This is a genomic window from Streptomyces thermoalcalitolerans (assembly GCF_039525155.1).
Lineage (GTDB): Bacteria > Actinomycetota > Actinomycetes > Streptomycetales > Streptomycetaceae > Streptomyces > Streptomyces thermovulgaris.
The window spans coordinates 313196-336893 of sequence record NZ_BAAAHG010000001.1 but is presented as its reverse complement, the minus strand read 5'-3'; the positions used below and the strand labels follow the sequence as shown (position 1 = coordinate 336893).

Genomic DNA, 23698 nt, shown 5'->3' with positions numbered 1-23698 from the left:
GCGCATCGGCGTGCGTACCGGTACGCACGCCGATGCGCCGGCCTGTGCGCGGGAGCGCCTGCTGCGTGCCGTATCACCTGATGGGGTGAAGAGCGCGGGGAAGAGAAGTCAGGGATCTTCCCGGTCTGTCCATCCTTGGGCATGCAGTTCAGCAATGGCCGTCCCCCCGAGGGCACGGAGGACATGAGGTATCGCGACCCCTGGTACGACGCTCTGGCCTCCGGCTGGGGCGAGGGGAACGGCACCGCGGTTTTCTCCGCACCGGTACCGGCGGCCCGCCGCGAGGGCCGGACCGGGCCGGCCGGCGGCACCGCGGCGGCCGAGGTGTACCTCGCGGTGCAGCGCAGCGCGGCGTTCCAGGAGGTGCGCAGCCGGTACCGGCGGTTCGTCGTCCCGGCGGTCGCCGTCTTCCTCGTCTGGTACGCGGCGTACGTCGTGACGGCGACGGCCGCGCCCGGGTTCATGGCGCGGCCGGTGGCGGGCGCGGTGAACGTGGCGATGCTGGCCGGCCTGGGGCAGTTCCTCAGCACCTTCCTCCTCGCCTGGGCCTACGCCCGGCACGCACGGCTGCGCCGGGACCGGGCGGCGCTCGAACTGCGGTGGGACACGCAGGAGCTGACGCGCGGTGCCGGGGGCCGCGGGGTCCGGGACGGTGTGTCGTGACCGGCAACCATCAGACGCTGGCGCTGCTGCTGTTCAGCGTGTTCGTCGCCATCACCCTGGGGATCACCACCTGGGTGAGCCGCAACCGGCAGGGCTCGGAGGAGGAGTTCTACGCGGGCGGGCGGCTGTTCTCGCCCATGGAGAACGGCTTCGCCGTCGCGGGCGACTATGTGTCGGCCGCCTCCTTCCTGGGCGTTCCCGGGCTGATCGCGCTGTTCGGCTACGACGGGGTGCTGTATGTCGTGGGCTTCCTCGTGGCCTGGCTGGTGGTGCTGTTCCTCGTCGCCGAACTGGTCCGCAACTGCGGACGGTTCACACTCGCCGACGTGGTCGCGTCCCGGATGAGCGAGCGGCCGGTGCGGATCGCGGCGGGAACCTCCTCGGTCACCGTGTCCGTGCTGTACCTGGTGGCCCAGATGGTGGGCGCGGGCAGCCTGGTGGCGCTGCTCCTCGGCCGGACCGGCGGGGGAGCGCGGGCCTGGACCGTCATCGGCGTCGGCGCACTGATGGTGATCTATGTGTCGATGGGCGGGATGCGGGCCACCACCTGGATCCAGATCGTCAAGGCGGCCCTGATGATGGGCGGAACCGTCGTGCTGACCGTGCTCGTCCTGGTCAGGTTCCACGGCGACCTCGACAGCCTGCTGCGCACCGCGGCCGAGCGCAGCGGACACGGCGACGCCTTCCTGGCCCCCGGGCTGAAGTACGGCGGGGACCTGACCGCGCGCCTGGACTTCGTCAGCCTCGGACTCGCGCTGGTGCTCGGCACGGCCGGGCTGCCGCACATCCTGTCCCGTTTCTACACCGTGCCGACCGCGCGGGCCGCCCGGCGCTCGGCGATCTGGTCCATCGGGCTCATCGGCGGCTTCTACCTGATGGCGATCGTCCTCGGCTTCGGCGCGGCGGCGATCGTCGGGCCGGACGCCCTGCGGGAGTCCAACGCGGCCGGGAACACCGCGGTCCCGCTGCTGGCCCTCGACCTGGGCGGCGGCGCGGACTCCACGGTGGGCACGGCTCTGTTCGCGGTGGTGGCCGCGGTCGCCTTCGCCACGATCCTCGCGGTGGTCGCCGGGGTCACGCTCGCCTCCTCGGCGTCGGTGGCCCACGACCTGTACGCCTCCCTGCGGCGCCGTGGCGCCCGGCGGCGCAGCGAGGTCACCGTGGCGCGTGCCGCCGCGGCCGGCATCGGCGTGGTGGCGATCGCCCTCGGCCTGCTCGCCCGCGACCTCAATGTCGCCTTCCTGGTGGGGCTCGCCTTCGCCGTGGCGGCCTCCGCGAACCTGCCGGTGCTGCTGTACTCGCTGTTCTGGCGCGATTTCACGACCCGCGGCGCGGTGTGGGCCGTCTACGGCGGACTGATCCCCGCCCTGGTGCTCGTCGTGTTCTCCCCGGTGGTCTCCGGAAGCCCCGACTCCCTCTTCCCGGGCGTGGACTTCCAGCTCTTCCCGCTGGAGAACCCCGGCATCGTCTCCGTCCCGCTCGGGTTCCTCGCCGGCTGGCTCGGCACCGTCACCTCCTCCGAACCCCCGGACGAGGCCAAGCACGCGGAGACGGAGGTGCGGTCGCTGACGGGAGCGGGCGCCGTGTGACGACGGCCGGTGCCATACGGCCGTACCACCGCACCGCGGGGCGGGACGCGCCGGTCACCAGGAGCCGCCAAGGGCATCGGACCTGCTCGTCGCACCCGTCGAGGCGTGCGGGGCGTGGCTCCCGCCCGTACGGCGGTGGCCCGTACGGCGGTGCCGTCAGCCGGCGAGCCGGCCGCCCGCCGGTTCACGGACGGCGACCACGACCATGTGCGCCGGCTCGCCCAGCACCGACGCGCCACAGCTCTCCGGCCGGGGCGGCCGGGCGGTCTCCTGGGCCACGGTCACGTGCCAGCGGCGCCCGTCGGCATGGGCGACGGTCACCTCCCAGTGGGGCACGGCGCCCTCGGTGCGGACGACACTCAGCACATCCGCCCGGTACTCGCCCACTGCTTGCCGTACGGCCAGCTCCGCGGCCTGTCCGGGCCGCTCCCAGGCCGTACGGCCCCGGCAGCCCTCGAGGACCACCCGGCCCTCCCGTACGCCGTGCAGGACCTCCTTGACGGTGTGCGCCTCGGCCCGCCCGTACGCGTAGCCGTGCGGCAGCACGAGGACCGTCGGCGAGAAGCGGTGACCGCCCAGATGGGTGACCTCCCAGACCCCGTGGACCCCGGAGGAGGCGAGCTCGGCCGCGAGAGGCCGGCCGAGGAGGGCGCAGCACCGGTCGCGCTTGCCGTTGGTGCAGACGAGGGTGAGCGGATCGCCTGTGTGGGGCGCGCCCTGCAGCGTCGCGTCGAAGGTGTGGTGGTCCCCCTGGCCCAGGGCGGCGAAATCGAGGTCGAGCAGCTGTTCCGGCGCGGCCGTCATGGCGCTGTGCAGCCATACGTTCCCCGGAACGGTGTGGGCCGCATACACCTGCCGTGCGGACGCCGTGCGACGGTCGGGGTGGTGGCCGGGGCGGCGGATGAGCGCGATGCGGACACCGGTGCCCCGCGCGGCCCGCTCCAGTGCGCGGCCGACCGCGGGGTCCAGGTGACTCGACGTGAGCGCTGTGGCACCCCAGGGACCGGGCTGCTCCAGCAGCAGCCATGTCGTCGCCGCGGGCGCGGTGGCGGCCGGCGGCTCGTCGAGCTGCCGGGAAGCGGTCGAGCACATACTCACACAGGTGAGCCTAACCTGACTTGAGCCAGGCGGCTTCCGGCCGGGGAGGTGAACCGCTCCGGGCGCCCTCGCGGGGCCGGCCGGCGGCGCACGGCTCGTATCCTTGATCGGCGTTTGCCCTTCCTGTCCCCCCTCCTGTTTGCTTCCTTTTTGCTTCCTGTTTGCTTCTCGCGTGCGCCGAAGCGGTGAACCGGTGCACGCATCGGCGTGAGAGAGGTCGCACGGTGAGCCAGCCGAACCGGAATCCGAACCAGAACACGGCCCCGGGTCCCGCCCTGGCACAGATCCCCGTCGTCGTCCTCGCCGGATTTCTCGGCTCGGGGAAGACCACGCTGCTCAACCACCTTCTCCACCACAGCGGCGGCACCCGTATCGGCGCGATCGTCAACGACTTCGGCGCCATCGAGATCGACGCCATGGCGGTCGCGGGAGCGCTCGGGGACTCCACCGTCTCCCTCGGCAACGGATGCCTGTGCTGCGCGGTCGACGCCAGTGAGCTCGATCTGTACCTCGAACGGCTCACCGCTCCCGCCGCCGGCATCGACGTCATCGTCATCGAGGCCAGCGGACTGGCCGAACCCCAGCAGCTCGTCCGCATGGTGCTGGCCAGTGACAATCCCCGGGTCGTCTACGGCGGGCTCGTCGAGGTCGTCGACGCCGCCGAGTTCGACGCCACCCGCACCCGGCACCCCGAACTCGACCGGCATCTCGCGCTCGCCGACCTCGTCGTCGTCAACAAGGCCGACCGGGCCGCCGACCTGAAGAGGGTGCTCGGCCTCGTCCGGTCCCTCGTCGACAGGGCCGCCGTCGTCCCGGCCTCCTACGGCCGTGTCGATCCCGAGTTCCTCTTCGACCGCAGGCCCAGCCGGGAGCGCATCGGGCAGCTGTCCTTCGACGATCTGCACGAGCACACCGAGGACGGCGGCCACGACGGGCATCTGCACACCGGCTACGACAGCCTTTCCTTCGTCGCCGACGTCCCGCTCGACCCCCGCCGGCTGATGCGGTTCCTCGACAGCCGTCCCGACGGGCTCTACCGGATCAAGGGACACGTCGACTTCGGCCCCCACGACCCCCGCAACCGCTACGCCGTGCACGCCGTGGGACGGTTCCTGCGCTTCTACCCCGAACCCTGGCCCGCCGGCGAGCCCCGTCTCACCCGGCTCGTGCTCATCGGCTCCGGCATCGACGCGGACGCCCTCGGCAAGGAACTGGAGGCGTGCAAGAACGACGCCCCGCACGCCGACGAGCACGGCATGTGGGGCGTCCTTCGCTACGTACGAGGCTCCGAGGACCCGGACATCGAGGACCCGGACGTCGAGGATCCGTACCCGCAGGCCCCCCCGGCTTAGACCGGACCCGCCACCGCGGTCACCGTCTTCGGCAGCGACACACCCGAGCCGTCACGGCGCGGGTCGACGTCCGGGAGTTCGGCCGGGCTGCCGTTCTTCTGGGCGGCCCGGGCGGGTGCGGCGCCCGCCCAGGCGAAGGACAGACAGTCCTCGCCCTTCAGGAACCGCTGGCAGCGGACACCGCCGGTCGCCCGGCCCTTGCGCGGGAACTGGTCGAACGGGGTGACCTTGCACGTCGTCTGCACGGAGTCGTCCAGCGTTCCGCGCGAACCGGCGACGGTGACGACGACCGCGTCCGAGGACGGGTCGACGGCCGTGAACGAGATGACCTTGGCGCCCTGGGAGAGCTTGATGCCGGCCATGCCGCCGGCCGGGCGGCCCTGCGGGCGGACCAGGGAGGCCGGGTAGCGCAGGAGCTGGGCGTCGTCCGTGATGAAGACCAGGTCCTCCTCACCGGTGCGCAGCTCGGTCGCGCCGACGATCCGGTCGCCCTCCTTGAGGGTGATGACCTCCAACTCCTCCTTGTTCGCGGGGTAGTCGGGGACCACACGCTTGACGACACCCTGTTCGGTGCCGAGCGCCAGACCCGGCGACGACTCGCTCAGGGTGGTCAGGCAGAGCACCTTCTCGTCTTCCTTCAGGGTGACGAACTCCGCCAGGGGCGCGCCGCCCGAGAGGTTCGCCGCCGGGGCCGTCTCCGGCAGCTGGGGCAGGTCGATGACGTTCACCCGGAGCAGGCGGCCGGCGGAGGTCACCACACCCACCTCGCCGCGGGCGGTCGCCGGGACCGCCGAGACGATCACATCGTGCTTGTGCCGCGTGCCGTCCGCGTCCTGCGACAGCGGGGCGTCGTTCGCCGTACGGGCCAGCAGACCCGTGGAGGACAGCAGGACACGGCACGGGGCGTCCTCCACCTGCAGCGGCAGCGAGGCGGCCCGGGTGTCGGGCTTCTCCAGCAGCACCGTGCGCCGGGGAGTGCCGAACTTCTTGGCGACGGCGGCCAGTTCGCTCGAGACCAGCTTGCGCAGCTCCGCGTCCGACTCCAGGATCCGGGTCAGCCGCTCGATCTCCTTGAGGAGCTGCTCCTTCTCCGCCTCCAGTTCGAGGCGGTCGTACTTGGTCAGACGGCGCAGCGGGGTGTCGAGGATGTACTGGGTCTGGACCTCGCTCAGCGAGAAGCGCTCCATCAGACGCTCCTTGGCCTGCGCGGAGTTCTCGCTGGAGCGGATGAGGCGGATGACCTCGTCGATGTCCACCAGCGCGGTGAGCAGGCCCTCGACCAGGTGCAGCCGGTCGCGCCGCTTGCCGCGGCGGTACTCGCTGCGGCGCCGCACGACCTCGAAGCGGTGGTCGAGGTAGACCTGCAGGAGCTCCTTGAGGCCCAGCGTGACGGGCTGGCCGTCGACCAGGGCGACGTTGTTGATGCCGAAGGACTCCTCCATCGGCGTCAGCTTGTAGAGCTGCTCCAGGACGGCCTCCGGTACGAAGCCGTTCTTGATCTCGATGACCAGGCGCAGGCCGTGCTCGCGGTCGGTGAGGTCCTTGACGTCGGCGATGCCCTGGAGCTTCTTCGCGTTGATCAGGTCCTTGATCTTGGCGACGACCTTCTCCGGACCCACGGAGAAGGGCAGTTCGGTGACGACCAGTCCCTTGCGGCGCGCCGTCACGTTCTCCACCGAGACCGTCGCACGCATCTTGAAGGTGCCGCGGCCCGTCGCGTAGGCGTCCCTGATCCCGGACAGCCCGACGATCTGGCCGCCGGTGGGCAGGTCGGGGCCCGGGATGTGCTTCATCAGGGCGTCCAGGTCCGCGTTCGGGTAGCGGATCAGATGACGGGCGGCCGCGATGACCTCGTTGAGGTTGTGCGGGGGCATGTTCGTGGCCATGCCGACGGCGATGCCCGACGCGCCGTTGACCAGCAGGTTGGGGAAGGCGGCCGGCAGGGCGACCGGCTCCTGCTGCTGGCCGTCGTAGTTGGGGACGAAGTCGACGGTGTCCTCGTCGATGGACTCCGTCATCAGGGACGTCGCCTCGGCCATGCGGCACTCGGTGTACCGCATGGCGGCGGGCGGGTCGTCGTTGCCCAGCGAGCCGAAGTTGCCGTGGCCGTCGACCAGGGGGACGCGCATGGAGAAGGGCTGCGCCATGCGCACCAGGGCGTCGTAGATCGACGCGTCGCCGTGCGGGTGCAGCTTGCCCATGACCTCGCCGACGACACGGGCGCACTTGACGTAGCCGCGGTCGGGGCGCAGGCCCATCTCGTTCATCTGGTAGACGATGCGGCGGTGCACCGGCTTGAGGCCGTCCCGGGCGTCCGGCAGGGCACGGGAGTAGATGACCGAGTACGCGTACTCGAGAAAGGAGCCCTGCATTTCGTCCACGACGTCGATGTCGAGGATCTTCTCCTCGTACGAGTCGTCGGGCGGCGGGGTCTTCGTGCTGCGGCGGGCCATCGCTGCCGGCTCCTTGCTGAGTGAGGCGTGACGGGATCTGACGCGGACCATTGTGGAACGCCCGACCGACAACCCTGATCAGCCCCCGCCCCACCGGTCTCCGCTCCACCGTACCGGGACCGCCGGTGTGCGCGTTCGGACGTCCTCGCCGTCACCGCGGTGCCGGACACGAGCCGCACCGTCCCGCGCCCCGGAGCGCACCCGGCGGCTCGCCCGTCCCGCTGTCGATCTCGCTCTCGGCGTACGGCCTCCGGGAACTTCGCCAGGGATCCGCGCGCTTGCATACAGTGGCAGGACCGGCAGGAAACGGGCGGTTCGCGAGCCGCCCTCGCGATCGAAGGGACATACATGCCCATGGGTCACACGGCCACAGCCGAGGCAGGCTCCGGCGGCCTGACAGCAACCGAGCATCGCCTGGCCAACGGCCTGCGCGTGGTGCTCTCCGAGGACCACCTGACCCCGGTCGCGGCGGTGTGCCTCTGGTACGACGTCGGCTCGCGCCACGAGGTCAAGGGACGCACCGGCCTGGCACACCTCTTCGAGCACCTGATGTTCCAGGGCTCCGCCCAGGTCAAGGGCAACGGGCACTTCGAGCTGGTGCAGGGCGCGGGCGGCTCGCTCAACGGCACCACCAGCTTCGAGCGCACCAACTACTTCGAGACCATGCCCGCCCACCAGCTCGAGCTCGCCCTCTGGCTGGAGGCCGACCGCATGGGCTCCCTGCTCGTGGCGCTGGACGAGGAGTCCCTGGAGAACCAGCGGGACGTCGTCAAGAACGAGCGCCGCCAGCGCTACGACAACGTCCCCTACGGCACCGCCTTCGAGAAGCTCACCGCCCTCGCCTACCCGGAGGGCCACCCGTACCACCACACGCCGATCGGGTCCATGGAGGACCTCGACGCGGCCACCCTGGAGGACGCCCGGCAGTTCTTCCGGACGTACTACGCGCCCAACAACGCCGTGCTGGCGGTCGTCGGCGACATCGACCCGGAGCAGACGCTCGCCTGGATCGAGAAGTACTTCGGCTCCATCCCGTCCCACGACGGCAAGCCCGAGCCGCGCGACGGCTCCCTGCCCGAGATCATCGGCGAGCAGCTGCGCGAGGTCGTCGAGGAGGACGTCCCGGCCCGCGCCCTGATGGCCGCCTACCGGCTCCCGCACGACGGCACGCGCGCGTGCGACGCGGCCGACCTCGCTCTCACCATCCTCGGCGGCGGTGAGTCCTCCCGCCTCTACAACCGGCTGGTGCGCCGCGACCGCACCGCCGTCACCGCCGGCTTCGGCCTGCTGCGGCTGGCCGGTGCGCCCTCCATGGGCTGGCTGGACGTGAAGGCCTCCGGTGACGTCGAGATCCCCGTCATCGAGGCGGCCATCGACGAGGAGCTCGCCCGGTTCGCCGAGGAGGGCCCGACGGCCGAGGAAATGGAGCGCGCCCAGGCCCAGTTGGAGCGCGAGTGGCTGGACCGGCTCGGCACGGTCGCGGGCCGCGCCGACGAACTGTGCCGGTACGCCGTCCTGTTCGGCGACCCGCAGCTCGCCCTGACCGCCGTCGACCGTGTCCTGGAGGTGACTCCCGAGGAGGTCCAGGAGATCGCCAGGACCCGCCTGCGCCCCGACAACCGCGCGGTGCTCGTCTACGAGCCGACCACCGCCACCGCACCGGACGACGCCCAGGCCGCGGCCGTCGCGGCCACCGACCACACCAAGGAGACGGCGAAGTGACCGAGCTCGCCACGATGGAGTTCCACCCCCAGCCCCAGGCGGGCGAGCCCAAGCCGTGGGCGTTCCCGACGCCCGAGCGCGGGACGCTGGACAACGGTCTGACGGTCCTGCGCTGCCACCGCCCCGGTCAGAAGATCGTCGCCGTCGAGGTGGTGCTGAACGCGCCCCTGGACGCCGAGCCGGCCGGCCTGGACGGCGTCGCCACGATCATGGCCCGGGCCTTCTCCGAGGGCACCGACCGGCACTCCGCCGAGGAGTTCGCCGCCGAGCTGGAGCGTGCGGGCGCCACCCTGGACACCCACGCCGACCACCCCGGCGTGCGGCTCAGCCTGGAGGTCCCGGCCTCCCGGCTGGCCAAGGGGCTGGGCCTGCTGGCCGACGCCCTCAGGGCGCCCGCCTTCGCCGACTCCGAGATCGAGCGGCTGGTGCGCAACCGGCTCGACGAGATCCCGCACGAGCTGGCCAACCCCTCCCGCCGCGCCGCCAAGGAGCTCGCCAAGGAGCTGTTCCCGGCCGGCTCGCGCATGTCACGTCCGCGCCAGGGCACCGAGGAGACGGTCGGTGCCATCGACGCGGCGGCCGTCCGCTCCTTCTACCGCCGGCATGTGCGTCCCTCCACGGCCACCGTCGTGGTCGTCGGCGACCTCACCGGCATCGACCTGGACGGGCTGCTGGACGAGACCCTGGGCGCCTGGACAGGGGTGCCCGCCCAGCCGCGGCCCGTGCCGCCGGTGACCGCCGACGACACCGGGCGCGTGGTCATTGTCGACCGGCCCGGCTCCGTCCAGACACAGCTGCTCGTCGGCCGTATCGGCCCCGACCGGCACGACCGCGTGTGGCCCGCCCAGGTGCTCGGCACCTACTGCCTCGGCGGCACCCTCACCTCCCGCCTGGACCGCGTCCTGCGCGAGGAGAAGGGCTACACCTACGGGGTGCGGGCGTTCAGCCAGGTGCTGCGCTCCGCCCCCGACGGCTCGGGCGCCGCGATGCTCGCCATCAGCGGCTCGGTCGACACGCCGAACACCGGCCCGGCCCTGGAGGACCTGTTCACGGTGCTGCGCACGCTCGCCGCCGAGGGGCTGACCGACGCCGAGCGGGACGTCGCCGTGCAGAACCTCGTCGGTGTGGCGCCGCTGAAGTACGAGACGGCCGCCGCCGTGGCGAGCACGCTGGCCGACCAGGTCGAGCAGCACCTGCCCGACGACTACCAGGCGACGCTCTATCAGCAGCTCGCCGCCACCGGCACGGTGGAGGCCACCGCGGCCGTCGTCAGCGCCTTCCCGGTGGACCGGCTGGTGACCGTCCTCGTCGGCGACGCCGCGCAGATCAAGGAGCCCGTCGAGGCGCTCGGCATCGGTCCCGTCACCGTCGTGACGGCCGAGTAGCGGCACGCGCGCGTGGGGCCCTGGTGGCGGGGAAACGCCGCCAGGGCCCCTTGTTGTCCGCATTGCTCATGAAACGAAGGGGAATGTGCTCATCTGCCTTGTGGTTTGTGCTACAAAACCCCTGTTTTGTTTGGGAATCGAAAGCGGCCCCGTCTAGCGTCGGTCCGGCTGTTCGTCGGGCAGTGCGCCGCACCCGCGGCACCGGACAGCCATCGCCGAGTCCCCGTACGGCGTGAGCCGGGGGAGCCGGGACCCGCCCTCCTCGGCGCCGCCCGCGCGGCGGGAGAGGCCCAGATCCCCGGAGCGGACAGGGACCCAGATTCCTGGGGTGAGCCGGACGCCCGCGCGTGCTGCGAGGGTGCCCGCGGGAGACCTTCCTGCTCCGGATCCTCCCCGAGGCCGAAACGGCCGGGGGAACCCACCGCTGACCCGGCAGGCGACAGGGAAGGAAAGGACCAGCCTCCACATGGCGTTCACCCGCGCCCCCGGGAAGCACCGCCGGCCCAGCCGGATGCACCGCACCACCGCCCGCGCGGCGGGCGTCGCGGCCCTGACCGGCACCGGTGTCGTCGGTACGCTCGCCGCCTCCCCGGCCCTTGCCGCCGAGGCTCCCGCCCCCGAGAGCACCGGCCTGACCCCGGTCGTCACCCTCGGCGACAGCGTCGCCGAGGAGATCGCCGCCCAGGCCGCCGCCCAGGAGCAGGCCGCCCGGCAGAAGCTGGCCGAGGAGACCGCCCGGAGAAAGGCCGCGGAGCAGGCGAAGAAGGAGCGCGAGGCCAAGGAGCGCGCCGCCCGTGAGGCCGAGCGCAGGCGTCTGAGCACCTTCGTGCCGCCGGTCTCCGGCTCCTACGTCTCCACCGGCTACAGGAGCGGTGGCTCCCTGTGGTCCTCCGGCTCCCACACCGGCATCGACTTCCACGCCGCGAGCGGCACCCCCGTCCACGCGGTCGGCGCCGGCACCGTCGTCCGGGCCGGCTGGGGCGGGGCGTACGGCAACCAGGTCGTGATCAGGATGGCCGACGGCATGTACACCCAGTACGCCCACCTGTCGTCCATCGGTGTCTCGGTGGGCCAGACGGTCGTCCCCGGCCAGCGGATCGGCCTGTCCGGCGCGACCGGCAACGTCACCGGAGCACATCTGCACTTCGAGGTCCGCGCGACCCCGGAGTACGGCTCCGACGTCGACCCCGTGGCCTACCTCCGCGAGCACGGGGTGACCCTCTGACACGCCGCCGCCAAGGGCGGCACACGCAAGCGGAGCCGTGCCGCCCGGAGAGGCGGCACGGCTCCGGTGCGCGACCGGGCCGGCCGGCCGCCGGGGATCAGACCGTCTCGGGAAGCTCCTCGAGCCCCTCGGAGACCAGCTTGGCCAGCCGGTCCAGCGCCTCGTCCGCGCCCTCGGCGTCGGAGGCCAGGACGACCTCCTCGCCCCCCTTGGCGCCAAGGCCGAGCACGGCCAGCATGGAGGCCGCGTTGACGGGGGTGCCGCCGGCCTTGGCGATCGTCACGGGGATGCCTGCGGCCGTGGCGGCCCGGACGAAGATGGAGGCGGGGCGGGCGTGAAGGCCCTCGGCCCAGCCGACGGTGACGCGGCGCTCAGCCATGTGATGTTGCCCTTCAGGTGTCCATGGTTGTCTAGACCAGTTTTCCATACATGAGCCGTCCGGAGCGGCTCGTGCTCCGCTCCGGGGCGCCGGACCGCGGCCTCGGCCCGGTGTGCGTCCCCCACAGCCTGCCTTCCCCGGCCGCCGGACGCCAAGGCCGCTCGGCGGATCACGCGGGCTCGCGGGCCCTGACGCCGCACCCCGCCGCGCGGCCGTCGGCCGGCAGGGTTCCCGTCCCGCCGCCTTCCCGAGCTCTCCCGCCGTCCTGCTGCCCGCCGTCGCCCAAGGGGGCGGGGGAGGGGCGGGCACCGGACTCCCGCTCCCCGGCCCGATCTGATCCACACGCCTGGTCCACGCACCTGATCCACACGAAGGGCCCTGGCCGTACGCTGGGCCCATGCAGACCTCGCCGGACCGGCACGACTACCCCGCCCACTGGGAAGCCGACGTGGTGCTGCGGGACGGCGGCACCACGCGGATCCGCCCCATCACCGCCGATGACGCCGACCGTCTGGTCAGCTTCTACGAGAAGGTGTCGGACGAGTCCAAGTACTACCGCTTCTTCGCGCCCTATCCGCGTCTGTCCGCCAAGGACGTCTACCGCTTCACGCACCACGACTTCGTGGACCGGGTGGGACTCGCGGCCACGATCGGCGGCGAGTTCATCGCCACCGTGCGCTACGACCGCGTCGGTGCCGACGGCAGGCCCGCCTCGGAGCCCTCCGACGAGGCCGAGGTCGCCTTCCTGGTGCAGGACGCCCATCAGGGACGCGGGGTCGCCTCCGCGCTCCTGGAGCACATCGCGGCCGTCGCCCGCGAGCGCGGCATCCGCCGCTTCAGCGCCGAGGTGCTGCCCGCCAACACCAAGATGATCAAGGTGTTCACGGACGCCGGGTACACCCAGAAGCGCAGCTTCGAGGACGGCGTCGTACGCCTGGAGCTCGACCTCGAGCCGACCGACCGCTCCCTGGCCGTGCAGCGCGCACGGGAGCAGCGCGCCGAGGCACGGTCGGTACGGCGGCTGCTGGTGCCCGGCTCCGTCGCCGTCATCGGCGTGGGCCGCGCGCCCGGGGGCGTGGGCCGCAGCATCCTCGACAACATCCGCAACGGGGGGTTCACCGGCCGGCTCCACGCCGTGAACCGGGCCTTCGACGAGGACTGCGAGGAGATCGACGGCGTACCCGCCCACCGCTCGGTGCGGGACATCGACGAGCCCGTCGACCTCGCCGTCGTCGCCGTGCCGGCCGACCGTGTCCCGGAGGTCGTCACCGAGTGCGGCGAGCACGGCGTGCGGGGACTCGTCGTGATCTCCGCCGGATACGCGGAGAGCGGCCCCGAGGGGCGCGAGCGCCAGCGTGCCCTGGTGCGGCACGCGCGCGCGTACGGCATGCGCCTTCTCGGGCCGAACACCTTCGGGGTCATCAACACCTCGCCGGACGTACGCCTGAACGCCTCCCTCGCCCCCGAGATGCCGCGGCCCGGCCGCATCGGGCTGTTCGCGCAGTCCGGGGCGATCGGCATCGCGCTGCTGTCCCGGCTGCACCGGCGCGGCGGCGGGGTCACCGGTGTCACGGGCGTGTCGACCTTCGTGTCGGCGGGCAACCGGGCGGACGTCTCCGGCAACGACGTCATGCAGTTCTGGTACGACGACCCCGACACCGACGTCGCCCTGATGTACCTGGAGTCCATCGGCAACCCGCGCAAGTTCGCCCGCCTCGCCCGGCGCACGGCGGCCGTGAAGCCGCTGGTCGTGGTGCAGGGCTCGGGGACCACCCCGCAGGGGCACGCGGTCCGGGGGACACGGCTGCCGCGCGCGACGGTCGCCGCGCTGCTGCGGCAGGTCGGCGTGATCTGCGTGGACACCATCACCGAACTGGTCGACACCGGCCTGCTGCTCGCCCGGCAGCCGCTGCCGCCCGGCCCGCGGGTGGCGATCCTCGGCAACTCCGAGTCGCTGGGGGTGCTCACCTACGACCGCTGCCTCGCCGAGGGGCTGCGCCCGCAGCCGCCGCAGGACCTGACGACGGCGGCGTCGCCGGAGGACTTCCGGCGGGCCCTGTGCCGGGCCCTCGCCGACGAGACCACCGACGCCGTCGTCGTCACGGCGATACCGGCCGTGGGCGAGGGCGCCGCCGAGGACGCGGCCCTGGCCGAGGCCCTGCGCTCGGCCGCGCAGACGGTGCCCCACAAGCCGGTCCTGGTGGTCCACGTCGAGTTCGGCGGTCTGGCCACGGCCCTGTCGGTGGCCGCCGGCACGGGCCCGCAGCAGACCCGGCCGGACCGGCCGGGGGCGGCCCCGCGGACGGACGGGACCCCGCCGTCCGGCGCGGACGCGGAGTCCGGGACGGAGCCGCGGGCGGACACCGGCTCCCGGCCCGGCGCGGACGAGGAGTCCGCCGGGGGACCGCGGCCCGGCCCGGACCCCCGGGCCGGAACGGACCCGCATCCCGGGACCGGGACGGACCCGAAGGCGATCACGGAGCCGGGGAACGGGGACGGGCAGCCGTCCGGCACGGCCCCCGAGGGGTCCCGGGGCACCGGCACCCGCCTCATCACCGCCTACCCCGCCGCCGAACGCGCCGTCCGGGCCCTCGCCGAGGCCGTCCGGTACGCCCAGTGGCGGCGGGAGGCCGCCGACCCCGGCAAGGTGCCCGAGTACGAGGACATCGACGAGAAGGGCGCCGCCGCGCTCATCGACGGGCTGCTCGCACGCGGGCAGGGACTGACCCTGGGCATGGAGGAGACCTGCGAGCTGCTCGGCCGGTACGGCATCCGCGTCCACCGCGCCCTGCCCGCCCCCAGCCCCGAGGCCGCCGTCGAGGCCGCCCGCACCCTCGGCTACCCCGTCGCCCTGAAGGCCACCGCCCCGCATCTGCGGCACCGCGCCGACCTGGGCGGCGTACGGCTCGACCTCGCCGACGAGGAACAACTGCGCCGGACGTACGCCGAATTGACCGACCTCTTCGGCACGCCCGAGCAGCTGCGGCCGGTGGTGCAGGCGATGGCGCCCCGAGGAGTCGACACCCTGGTCCGCGCGGTCATCGACCCCGCGGCCGGCGCCGTGCTCTCCTTCGGGCTCGCCGGAGCGGCCTCACAGCTGCTCGACGACATGGCGCACCGACTGATCCCGGTCACCGAACGCGAGGCCGTCTCGATGATCCGGTCCATCCGCACGGCCCCCCTGCTGTTCGGCTGGCGCGGCTCGGACCCGGTCGACACCCCCGCGCTGCAGGAGCTGCTGCTGCGGGTGTCGCGGCTGGTCGACGACCATCCGGAGGTCGTCGCCGTCACCCTGGAGCCGGTCGTCGTCGCCCCGCGCGGGCTCAGCGTCCTGGGCGCCACCGTGCGTCTGGCGCCCCCGCCCGCCCGCGACGACCTCGGCCCGCGCACCCTCCCGGTGTACTGAACGAGGCCCCCGCCCACGGCGGTGCCTCGCAGTCGGCGCGCCCCCGTAGGATGGACCGCATGGCCAAGACCAGTACGACGACCCAGGGGCTGCGCGCGGCGATCGAGCGCAGCGGCTACTACCCGGCTCTCGTGGCCGAGGCGGTGGAGGCCGCCGTGGGCGGCGAGCCCATCCGGTCGTACCTGGTCCACCAGGAGACGACATTCGACCAGAACGAAGTACGGCGGCATGTGACGGTGCTCGTCCTCACCAGCACCCGTTTCATCGTCAGCCACACCGACGAGCAGGCCGCCGACAGCACCTCCCCGACGCCGTACGCCACGACCTCCACCGAGTCGGTGAGGCTCGACCGGATCTCCTCGGTCGTGGTCAGCCGCGTGGTCTCCAACCCGGAGCAGTACACGCCGGGCACCCTGCCCCGCGAGATCGTGCTGACCATCGGCTGGGGCGCCGTCTCCCGCATCGACCTCGAGCCCGCCGCCTGCGGCGACCCCAACTGCGAGGCGGACCACGGCTACACGGGCAACTCGACGGCCGACGACCTCAGCCTGCGCGTCAGCGAGGCCGGAGACGGCCCGGAGACGGTGCGTCAGGCCCTGGCCTTCGCGCAGGCCATTTCCGAGGCCACCGCGAACCCGAGCCGCTGATGACGCGCCCGTCTCCCGCCGCCAGGAACCACGGGCGTCCCGTGCCCGCCTCCGACGACGCCACCGCCTGGAACCGGCCGCAGCCCCTCGCCGTCGAGTCCGCGCCCGTCCCGCAGTACGGGTCCGGCTCGCTCGCCGACCTGCTGCCCACGCTGGCCGCCGGCATGGGCGTACCGGAGACGACCGCCGCGATCCCCGAGCTGACCCCCGTCGACCGCGCCTGCGTCTTCCTGGTCGACGGCCTCGGCTGGGAGCAGCTGAAGGCGCACCCCGAGGAAGCCCCCTTCCTCACCTCCCTGCTCGGCAGCTCCCGCGGCGGCACCGGCCGTCCGCTCACCGCCGGCTACCCGGCCACCACGGCGACCTCCCTCGCCTCGGTCGGCACCGGCCTGCCCCCGGGCGCCCACGGCCTGCCCGGCTACACCGTGCGCAACCCGGCCACCGGCGAGCTGATGAACCAGCTGCGCTGGCAGCCGTACACCGAGCCGGGCTCCTGGCAGCCGTACCCCACCGTCTTCCAGCTGGCCCACCGGGCGGGGGTGCACGCCGCCCAGGTGTCCTCACCCCTCTTCGAGAACACCCCGCTGACCAGGATCGCGCTCAGCGGTGGAACGTTCCTGGGACGGCTGACCGGGGAGGAGCGGATGGATCTCGCGGCCGAACAGCTGGCCGCCGCCGACCGCGCCCTCGTCTACACCTACTACTCCGAACTCGACGGCGCCGGCCATCGCTACGGCGTCGACTCCGACACCTGGCGCGGCCAGCTCATGCACGTGGACCGGCTCGCCCAGCGCCTGGCCGAGCAGCTGCCGCCGCGCAGCGCGCTCTACATCACCGCCGACCACGGCATGGTCGACATCCCGTTCGACGAGCAGCACCGCTACGACTTCGACGAGGAGTGGGAGCTGCGCGCCGGAGTCGCCCTGCTCGGCGGCGAGGGACGCGCCCGGCACGTCTACGCGGTGCCGGGGGCGGAGGGCGACGTCCTGGCCTGCTGGCGCGAGGTGCTCGGCGAGCAGTTCTGGGTCGCCTCCCGCGACGAGGCGATCGCGGCCGGCTGGTTCGGGCCGCGGGTCGACGAGCGCGTGTACGAGAGGATCGGCGACGTGGTCGCCGCCGCCCGTGACGACGTCCTGCTCATCGCCTCCGAACGGGAGCCCAACGAGTCCTCGATGGTCGGCAACCATGGTTCGATGACTCCTGCCGAGCAGCTCGTCCCCTTGCTCGAAGTACGCTCCTGACGCCACCGTCCGCACACCGTATCCGCACGCGCACTCACCGAAAGGTGTCCCATCACCCATGCCCGAGCTGGTGTTCTTCTCCGGAACGATGGACTGCGGGAAGTCGACACTGGCTCTGCAGATCGAGCACAACCGCTCCACGCGCGGGCTGACGGGCGTCATCTTCACCCGCAACGACCGCGCCGGGCAGGGCAGGCTCTCCTCCCGTCTCGGCCTGGTCACCGACGCGGTGGAGGCCGAGGACGGCATGGACCTGTACGCCCATGTCGCCGACCGCCTCTCCCGGGGCGAGCGCGCCGACTATGTGATCGCGGACGAGGCCCAGTTCCTCGCGCCCGAGCAGATCGACCAGCTCGCGCGCGTGGTCGACGACCTGGGGATCGACGTCTACGCCTTCGGCATCACCACGGATTTCCGCACCAAGCTGTTTCCCGGTTCCCAGCGCCTGGTCGAACTGGCCGACCGGATCGAGGTGCTCCAGGTCGAGGCCCTGTGCTGGTGCGGCGCCCGTGCCACGCACAACGCCCGTACGGTGGGCGGCGTCATGGTCGTCGAGGGCGCCCAGGTGGTCGTCGGCGACGTGACCAGCTCCACGGACGAGATCGGCTACGAGGTCCTGTGCCGCCGTCACCACCGCCTCCGCATGACGGCCGCCTCGGCCCGCGCCGCCGCGCGGTCGTCGGACGCCCTGCCCGTGACCTCCGACTGATTCCCGTTCAGCTGATCCCTGCTCAGGTGGCGGGCGCGCCCGTGCGAACGGGGCGCGTCCGGTTTCCGGCCGGTCGTCCGCGGGGGCGGTGACGGCAGCCGGTGCCATCACGGCCCCGGGCCGCCCAGAGCGACTCCGGCGTCCTCGGAAGACCGAGTCCCCGAGCGGAGAACGAAGGACAGGAGAACGAAGGACAGGAGAACGAAGGACAGAGGAACGGCAAAAAAGTTGAAGTCTGATCAACTTCAAAGCGGACGGGACTATGATCCCCTCGGCAAGGCTGTAGCGCAGAGGTCGTCGCGCCCTCGCAGCAAGCGGGAGGACGCCGGTTCGAATCCGGCCAGTCTTGCCGCCTTTGTCTCTGTGGAAAGTTGACCGGCGTCGGTCCGTTCCGGGCGGGCGGAGGGCGGTGCCGCCCTCGGCGAGCCGGGCACCGGCGATGGACCGGTGGAGTGATGATGACGCAGCCGACACCCGTGCGTTGCCCGGCGATCGAGGCCCCGGACGTCCCGCTCAACGACCCCTCCGGGCTGGACCCGCTGCTGGACCGGCTGACGTCGGCGCAAGCGGTCGAGACCGATGAGACCTTCCCGCTCGGCACCCTGTGCGCGGACGGACGCGTCGACCTGTGCAAGCAGGGGCTCGGAGCGGCCGGCGCCGCTCGTCTGATGCCCGTCGTCGCGACCTCGCCGCACGCCCGGCACATCCTGTTCGGCACCAACGCCCTCGGCGACGAAGGTGCGTCGGCGGTGGCCCGGGCGCTCGTCGACGGCCACACGCTGCACACGCTCTACCTCGGCTGCAACCGCATCGGCCCGGAAGGTGCCCGCGCGCTCGCCGACGCGCTGTCGACGGACGGGACCGTCCGTGCCCTGTGGCTCAAGCGCAACCCGGTGGGCGACGACGGTGTTTTCGCGCTCGCCGCGATGCTCCGCCGCAACACCGCACTGCGCACCCTCGACCTGGTCAACACCGGCGTCACCACCGCGGGGCTGCGCGCCCTGCTGGACGCCCTCACCAGCCGCCCGCGCCCGGTGGAACGCCTCTTCCTCGGCGGAAACGGCCTGACCGCCGACGCCGCCGGGCTGCTGGCGGCGCTGATCCGCGAGGCGGGCGTGCGCGAGCTGTACCTGCCCGCCAACCACCTCGGCGACAAGGGCGCCGCCGTCCTCGCGGCCGCGGCCGACTCCGGACGGCCGGTGCGCCTCGGGCTGGGCGGCAACGGGATCGGCCCCGCCGGGGCGCGCGCCCTCGCCGACGCCCTGGACGGCATCGAGGCGCTCGACCTGGGGAGGCCGCCGTCGGAGCGCAGCCTCGGCGCCCCCGCCAACACCACCGGTGACGAAGGGGCCCACGCCCTGGCCGCCGCGCTTCCGGGCAGCCCGCTGCGCCGGCTCGAGCTGCGCCACACCGGGCTCACCGGACGGGGCGCGAAGGCCCTGCTGGCGGCCGTGCCGGACGACTCGCCCCTGGAGTACGTCGGTCTGGGGCCCGGGCTGCCCCGGAAGGTGAAGCGCTCCTTCGCCCGGCGCCTGCGGCCCGTGAGCAGGGCCCACCCCGACCTGCGCGCGATAGGGAGTGTCTACCGGTGAGCCCCCGCCCCGAACTCCCGTGGTTTCCACCGGAGGAGGCGGCGAGCTGGCGGCGGATCCGCCGCTACGCGGTCCCCCGGGGGATGATCGAGCGCGCGACCGAACGCCGCCTGGCCGGTGACTGGCGGGGAGCGTGCGCGGCGGCCAACGTGGACGTCGCCTTCGACCTGTCCGAGGTCGGCGAGCGCTGGGGCCACGACGTCGCCGCGGCGCTGGAGGACGACCTGCGCCATCTGGTCCCGGATCTGGTGCGCTGGCATCTGCCCCGGCTCCCGGGCGGGCTGACCACCCTTGTCCCCCACCGGAACGTGGTCCTCGCCCGCTACCGGCCGGTGGAAGCGGGCGAGAGCCCTCGCTCCACGCCGTACCTTCACCTCACCACGCCCCCGATGACCGAGGGCCCGCAGCGGCTCACCCTGCGTTTCCAGACGGTCGGGGACGAGCAGGCCGCCGGTGTCTTCGGGATCCTGACCGAGGACTGGCGGTACGCCCGGCACCTGTGGGACGCCCGGCACACCGCCGAACTGCGCGAGCGGTGCGGTGGCCGCGAGCGGCTGCCGTTCTTCCACCCCGACGGCAGGCCGCGCGGTACGGACGAGCTGCCCACGGCCGATCCCGGCCCCGACGACGCGGTGGCGCAGGCCGAGTGGGCCGCCCTGCTGCATCAGAGGGGAGAGATCCAGGCGGCCTTCGCCGTGGCCGGGATCGAGGTCGACCTGACACGCTCGAGTGGCTTCCCCACGTGGTACCGGGCCGAACCGGAGCAGCTCCTCGGCAGGCTCGCGTTCGACCACACCCGCCTGGAGCGGGAGGTCCGCCGCCTGGCGGACGAGGGCGTCGGGGACCGCTTCCGCATGGTCGGCAGCGTGAACGTGTATGCGCACGTCCTGCTGGAGCCGGCGGACAGCCGTGCCGGGCTACGGGTGAGGGTCGTCCACTCGGACGAGGGCAAGGACATGCCCCACCTGGCCGAGGCACTCTGGCGCAGGCTCCCCGACCTCGACCTGCTGCGCATCGGCGGAGTCGAGCCGGAACATCTGCACCCGCTGGTCCGTGAGGCGCTGTTCCCCGTACTCGAGGTCACCGACGAGACCGCCGGACCACCGGGTCCCGCCGCTCTCGCACCCGTCCGGGTGAGGTGCCGCGGCGAATGGCACGAGGTGGGGTTCCGCAAGGGCGGCAGCCTGCTCCACATGCCGCACAGCGACGAGGAACAGCGGCGCGAGCAGGCCCTGCGTGCCTTCGGCGGCGCCGTCGCCGGGTGCTTCGCCGTCCAGCAGACGTGGACGTCGGGAACCGGCCGGCTGCCGAAGGCACTGCGCGCCCAGCAGCGGGAGCTGTTCCTGCGCGCCCAGCACGGCGACACCCAGGGCGTGCTCGCCCTTCTGGACGCGGGAATGGATCCCCGGGTGCGCGACGCCGGCCGGCGCACGCTGCTCCATGCGCTGCATCTGCTCGACCACGAGCTGCTTCTGCCCCGGCTGCTCGCGGAAGGCCTCGACCTGGAGGCCCGGGACCACCGGGAGCGCACACCGCTGTTCACGGCGGTCAACGACGGCGGTTCCAAGGCCCTCGTGGAGGCGCTTCTTGCCGCCGGCGCCCGGATCGACGTGGTCGACCACCAGGGGCTCTCGCTGGCCCAGGTCGTTCGCCGGTACAAGCGTTCCGACCTGACCTTCCTGCGGGAGCGTGTACTCGAGGAACATCCGGACATCAGCGCCGACTGGTGGGAGGCGTTGATGGACGAGGCCGAGGAGGACGAGGCGTACGTGTACGAGAGCCTGGGCGGCGAGAACAGCGAGGACGACGGCGAGGGCGAGAACTCGTGACCACCACCCCCACCTTCCGCACCGGGCCGGGACCGCTGGCCGCCGCGGACGACCTCCTCAGCAGGCTGCGCACCCGGCGGACCGAGCCCGCCACCAGCACCCAGCTGGAGGCGCTCGCCCTGGCCGTGACGGCCAATCAGCCCGTTCTGCTGTGGGGTGAACCGGGCATCGGCAAGTCGGCCGGCCTGGAGCAGCTCGCCGCCGGACTCGGCATTCACCTGGAGACGGTCATCGCCAGCGTGCACGAGCCGTCGGACTTCGCCGGACTGCCGATCGTCGGGGACGACCCGGCCGTGACCGGTGTCCCGATGGCCCCGCCCGACTGGGCGGTCCGGCTCACCCGCGCCGGACAGGGCCTGCTCTTCTTCGACGAGCTGTCCTCCGCGCCACCGGCCGTGCAGGCGGCGCTGCTGCGTGTCGTCCTCGAACGCCGGGTCGGCAGCCTCGCCCTGCCCGAGGCGGTGCGCATCGTCGCCGCCGCCAACCCGCCGTCGAGTGCCGCGGACGGCTGGCATCTCAGCCCGCCGCTCGCCAACCGCTTCGTCCACCTCAGCTGGACCCACGACCCCGCCACGGTCGCGCGCGGCATGGCCGGCACCTGGCCGGAGGTGGCCATACCCGTGGTCGACCCGGCCAAGGTGCCCGGTGCCGTCGCACGGGCCCGCGGCGCCGTCTCCGGTTTCCTCACGGCCCGCCCGGGCCTGACCCACCACATCCCCGCCGACGCCGAGAGCCGGGGCCGGGCATGGCCGTCCCCGCGGACCTGGGAGATGGCGCTGCGGCTGCTCGCGACGGGATACGCGGCCGGCGTCGGCCGCGAGGCACTGGCCGCCGCGCTCACCGGCGCCGTCGGCGACGGCGCGGGCATCGAACTGCTGTCGTACCTGGAACACCTCGACCTGCCGGACCCCGAGCGGGTCCTCGCCGATCCCGACGCCTTCGCCCTGCCCCAGCGCGGTGACCGGCAGCTGGCCTTCCTCATCGCGGTGGTCGCCGCCATCCAGGGCAACCTCACCCGGCCCCGCTGGGAGGCCGGCTGGGCGGTCCTGGCCAAGGCCGTGGAAGCGGGCGTCCCCGACGTGGCCGCCCGGGCCGCCACCGACCTCGCGGCGATGCGGCACCCCGACTGGCCCGTGCCCCCCGGCATCGACGGATTCCTGGATCTGCTGCAGATGTCCGGGGCCCTGCCCGGCGGCCGGTGAGGCCGAGGGCATGAAGGAATCCCGCAGGGACCTGGACATGACCAAACTGCTCGCCGCCCGCTACCGGGCGGCGAGCGACCGGCCCTATCTGGCGTCGGCCCTGTACGCCCTGACCGTCGTGGCCTGCCGCGAGGTGCCGACGATGGGAGTGGACCGGCACTGGCGCTGCTATGTGTCCCCCGCCTTCGTCGACGCGACCCCCGTGGAGGAACTCGCGGGCGTATGGGTGCACGAGGTGGCGCATCTGCTGCGCGACCACCACGGCCGCGCCGACCGGCTCCCCGCCGCCGAGCAGCGCGACTGGCACCGCGTCAATGTCGCCCAGGACTGCGAGATCAACGACGACCTGCTCGCCGACGGCCTGCGTCTGCCCGACGGACGTGCCGAGCCCCGCCTCTTCGGCCTGTCCAGCGGGCAGCTGTTCGAGGCCTACCTCGAGCAGCTGCCCCCACAGGTGCGGGGACACGACTGCGGATCGGGAGCCCACGGCCGCCCGGTGCCCTGGGAGCTTCCGGGAACCGCCGGTCCCGCCCGGCTGAGCGAGGTCGAGGCCCAGGCACTGCGCCGGCACACCGCCGAGGCGATGCGCGCCCACCAGCGTGCCCGCGGCACCCTGCCCGCGGGCTGGCAGCGCTGGGCGGAGGAGGTCCTGGAACCCACGGTGGACTGGCGGCAGGCGCTGACCGGCGCGGTCCGCGAGGCCGCCGCATGGGCCGGCGGGGCCGTCGACTACACCTACCGCCGCCCGTCGCGCCGCACACCGGCGCTGCGCGGGGTCGTCCTGCCGAGCCTGCGTCGTCCGCTGCCCCGGGTGGCCATTGTCATCGACACCTCGGGCTCGATGGGCGAGGCGGAACTCGCGGCCGCCCTGGGAGAGGTGACGGGTGTGCTGCGCGAGGTCGGCATCCAGGGCAACCGCGTCACCGTCCTCGCGTGCGACGCCGATGTGCATGCCGTGTCCCGGGTGACGACCACCGAGCAGATCAGCCTCGCCGGCGGTGGCGGCACGGACATGCGGGTCGGGATCGACGCCGCGCTCGCGGCACGGGACCGCCCGTCCATCGTCGTCGTCCTCACCGACGGCTTCACGCCCTGGCCCGACGAGATCCCGTCCTGCCGTCTCATCGCGGCCCTGATCGGCCCCGACGCACCGCAGCCTCCGAGCTGGGTGGAGACGGTACGCATCCCCACCCCCGCCTGACGACG

General features: G+C 73.1%; 17 protein-coding genes and 1 tRNA gene. 15 read left to right on the top strand and 3 right to left on the bottom strand.

Going from position 1 to position 23698, the window contains the following annotated elements; all coding sequences use genetic code 11:
- Window positions 1-141 precede the first annotated feature (141 nt).
- The gene (locus ABD224_RS01385; protein WP_344045763.1) at window positions 142-663 is read left to right on the top strand and encodes a DUF485 domain-containing protein; all 522 of its coding nucleotides are present in this window, start codon (window positions 142-144) and stop codon (window positions 661-663) included.
- Complete coding sequence (locus tag ABD224_RS01380) at window positions 660-2252, top strand: solute symporter family protein (protein WP_344045761.1); 1593 nt, start codon at window positions 660-662, stop codon at window positions 2250-2252. Before ABD224_RS01385 ends, ABD224_RS01380 begins: the two co-directional genes overlap by 4 nt.
- 156 nt (window positions 2253-2408) lie before the next feature.
- Here the strand turns inward: ABD224_RS01380 and ABD224_RS01375 are convergent, their stop codons facing one another.
- Window positions 2409-3350, bottom strand: coding sequence for a ferredoxin family protein (locus ABD224_RS01375; RefSeq protein ID WP_344045759.1), 942 nt, complete (start codon window positions 3348-3350; stop codon window positions 2409-2411).
- A gap of 224 nt (window positions 3351-3574) precedes the next feature.
- Between ABD224_RS01375 and ABD224_RS01370 the strand changes: the two genes are divergently transcribed.
- Window positions 3575-4702, top strand: a complete 1128-nt coding sequence (locus ABD224_RS01370) for a CobW family GTP-binding protein (RefSeq protein WP_344045757.1) — start codon at window positions 3575-3577, stop codon at window positions 4700-4702.
- Here the strand turns inward: ABD224_RS01370 and ABD224_RS01365 are convergent.
- Complete coding sequence (locus tag ABD224_RS01365) at window positions 4699-7155, bottom strand: DNA gyrase/topoisomerase IV subunit A (protein ID WP_344045756.1); 2457 nt, start codon at window positions 7153-7155, stop codon at window positions 4699-4701. The genes ABD224_RS01370 and ABD224_RS01365 overlap by 4 nt on opposite strands.
- A gap of 348 nt (window positions 7156-7503) precedes the next feature.
- Between ABD224_RS01365 and ABD224_RS01360 the strand changes: the two genes are divergently transcribed.
- The 3 genes from ABD224_RS01360 (at window position 7504) to ABD224_RS01350 (ending at window position 11487) form a co-directional block, all read left to right on the top strand.
- A complete protein-coding gene (locus ABD224_RS01360) occupies window positions 7504-8877 on the top strand; it encodes a M16 family metallopeptidase (protein ID WP_344045755.1) in 1374 nt (457 codons plus the stop codon).
- Window positions 8874-10262 (top strand): M16 family metallopeptidase, encoded by a 1389-nt coding sequence (locus ABD224_RS01355; RefSeq protein ID WP_344045753.1) that lies wholly within the window; start codon window positions 8874-8876, stop codon window positions 10260-10262. Before ABD224_RS01360 ends, ABD224_RS01355 begins: the two co-directional genes overlap by 4 nt.
- Window positions 10263-10728: 466 nt before the next feature.
- The gene (locus ABD224_RS01350) at window positions 10729-11487 is read left to right on the top strand and encodes a M23 family metallopeptidase (protein ID WP_344045751.1); all 759 of its coding nucleotides are present in this window, start codon (window positions 10729-10731) and stop codon (window positions 11485-11487) included.
- Window positions 11488-11584: 97 nt separating this feature from the next.
- Here the strand turns inward: ABD224_RS01350 and ABD224_RS01345 are convergent, their stop codons facing one another.
- Entirely contained in the window at window positions 11585-11866 is a 282-nt protein-coding gene (locus tag ABD224_RS01345) for an HPr family phosphocarrier protein (protein WP_344045749.1), read from the bottom strand.
- A gap of 397 nt (window positions 11867-12263) precedes the next feature.
- Between ABD224_RS01345 and ABD224_RS01340 the strand changes: the two genes are divergently transcribed.
- From ABD224_RS01340 to ABD224_RS01300, 9 genes are all read left to right on the top strand, one after another.
- Window positions 12264-15272 carry a bifunctional acetate--CoA ligase family protein/GNAT family N-acetyltransferase gene (locus ABD224_RS01340; RefSeq protein ID WP_344045747.1) on the top strand — a complete coding sequence of 1003 codons (3009 nt, stop codon included), beginning with the start codon at window positions 12264-12266 and terminating at the stop codon, window positions 15270-15272.
- 50 nt (window positions 15273-15322) lie between these two features.
- The gene (locus ABD224_RS01335; protein WP_344045745.1) at window positions 15323-15919 is read left to right on the top strand and encodes a DUF5998 family protein; all 597 of its coding nucleotides are present in this window, start codon (window positions 15323-15325) and stop codon (window positions 15917-15919) included.
- Window positions 15919-17160: an alkaline phosphatase family protein gene (locus tag ABD224_RS01330; RefSeq protein WP_344045743.1), complete on the top strand. Its 1242-nt coding sequence runs from the start codon at window positions 15919-15921 to the stop codon at window positions 17158-17160. Before ABD224_RS01335 ends, ABD224_RS01330 begins: the two co-directional genes overlap by 1 nt.
- Before the next feature lie 58 nt (window positions 17161-17218).
- Window positions 17219-17869: a thymidine kinase gene (locus ABD224_RS01325; RefSeq protein ID WP_344045741.1), complete on the top strand. Its 651-nt coding sequence runs from the start codon at window positions 17219-17221 to the stop codon at window positions 17867-17869.
- A gap of 276 nt (window positions 17870-18145) precedes the next feature.
- Window positions 18146-18218, top strand: a tRNA-Cys gene (locus tag ABD224_RS01320).
- Window positions 18219-18327: 109 nt separating this feature from the next.
- Window positions 18328-19461 (top strand): leucine-rich repeat domain-containing protein, encoded by a 1134-nt coding sequence (locus ABD224_RS01315; protein ID WP_344045739.1) that lies wholly within the window; start codon window positions 18328-18330, stop codon window positions 19459-19461.
- On the top strand, window positions 19458-21290 hold the full coding sequence (locus tag ABD224_RS01310; RefSeq protein WP_344045737.1) for an ankyrin repeat domain-containing protein: 1833 nt from the start codon (window positions 19458-19460) through the stop codon (window positions 21288-21290). Before ABD224_RS01315 ends, ABD224_RS01310 begins: the two co-directional genes overlap by 4 nt.
- Complete coding sequence (locus ABD224_RS01305) at window positions 21287-22492, top strand: sigma 54-interacting transcriptional regulator (protein WP_344045735.1); 1206 nt, start codon at window positions 21287-21289, stop codon at window positions 22490-22492. The genes ABD224_RS01310 and ABD224_RS01305 overlap by 4 nt, the downstream gene beginning before the upstream one ends.
- Before the next feature lie 10 nt (window positions 22493-22502).
- Window positions 22503-23693, top strand: a complete 1191-nt coding sequence (locus ABD224_RS01300; RefSeq protein WP_344045733.1) for a vWA domain-containing protein — start codon at window positions 22503-22505, stop codon at window positions 23691-23693.
- The last annotated feature ends 5 nt before the right edge of the window (window positions 23694-23698 follow it).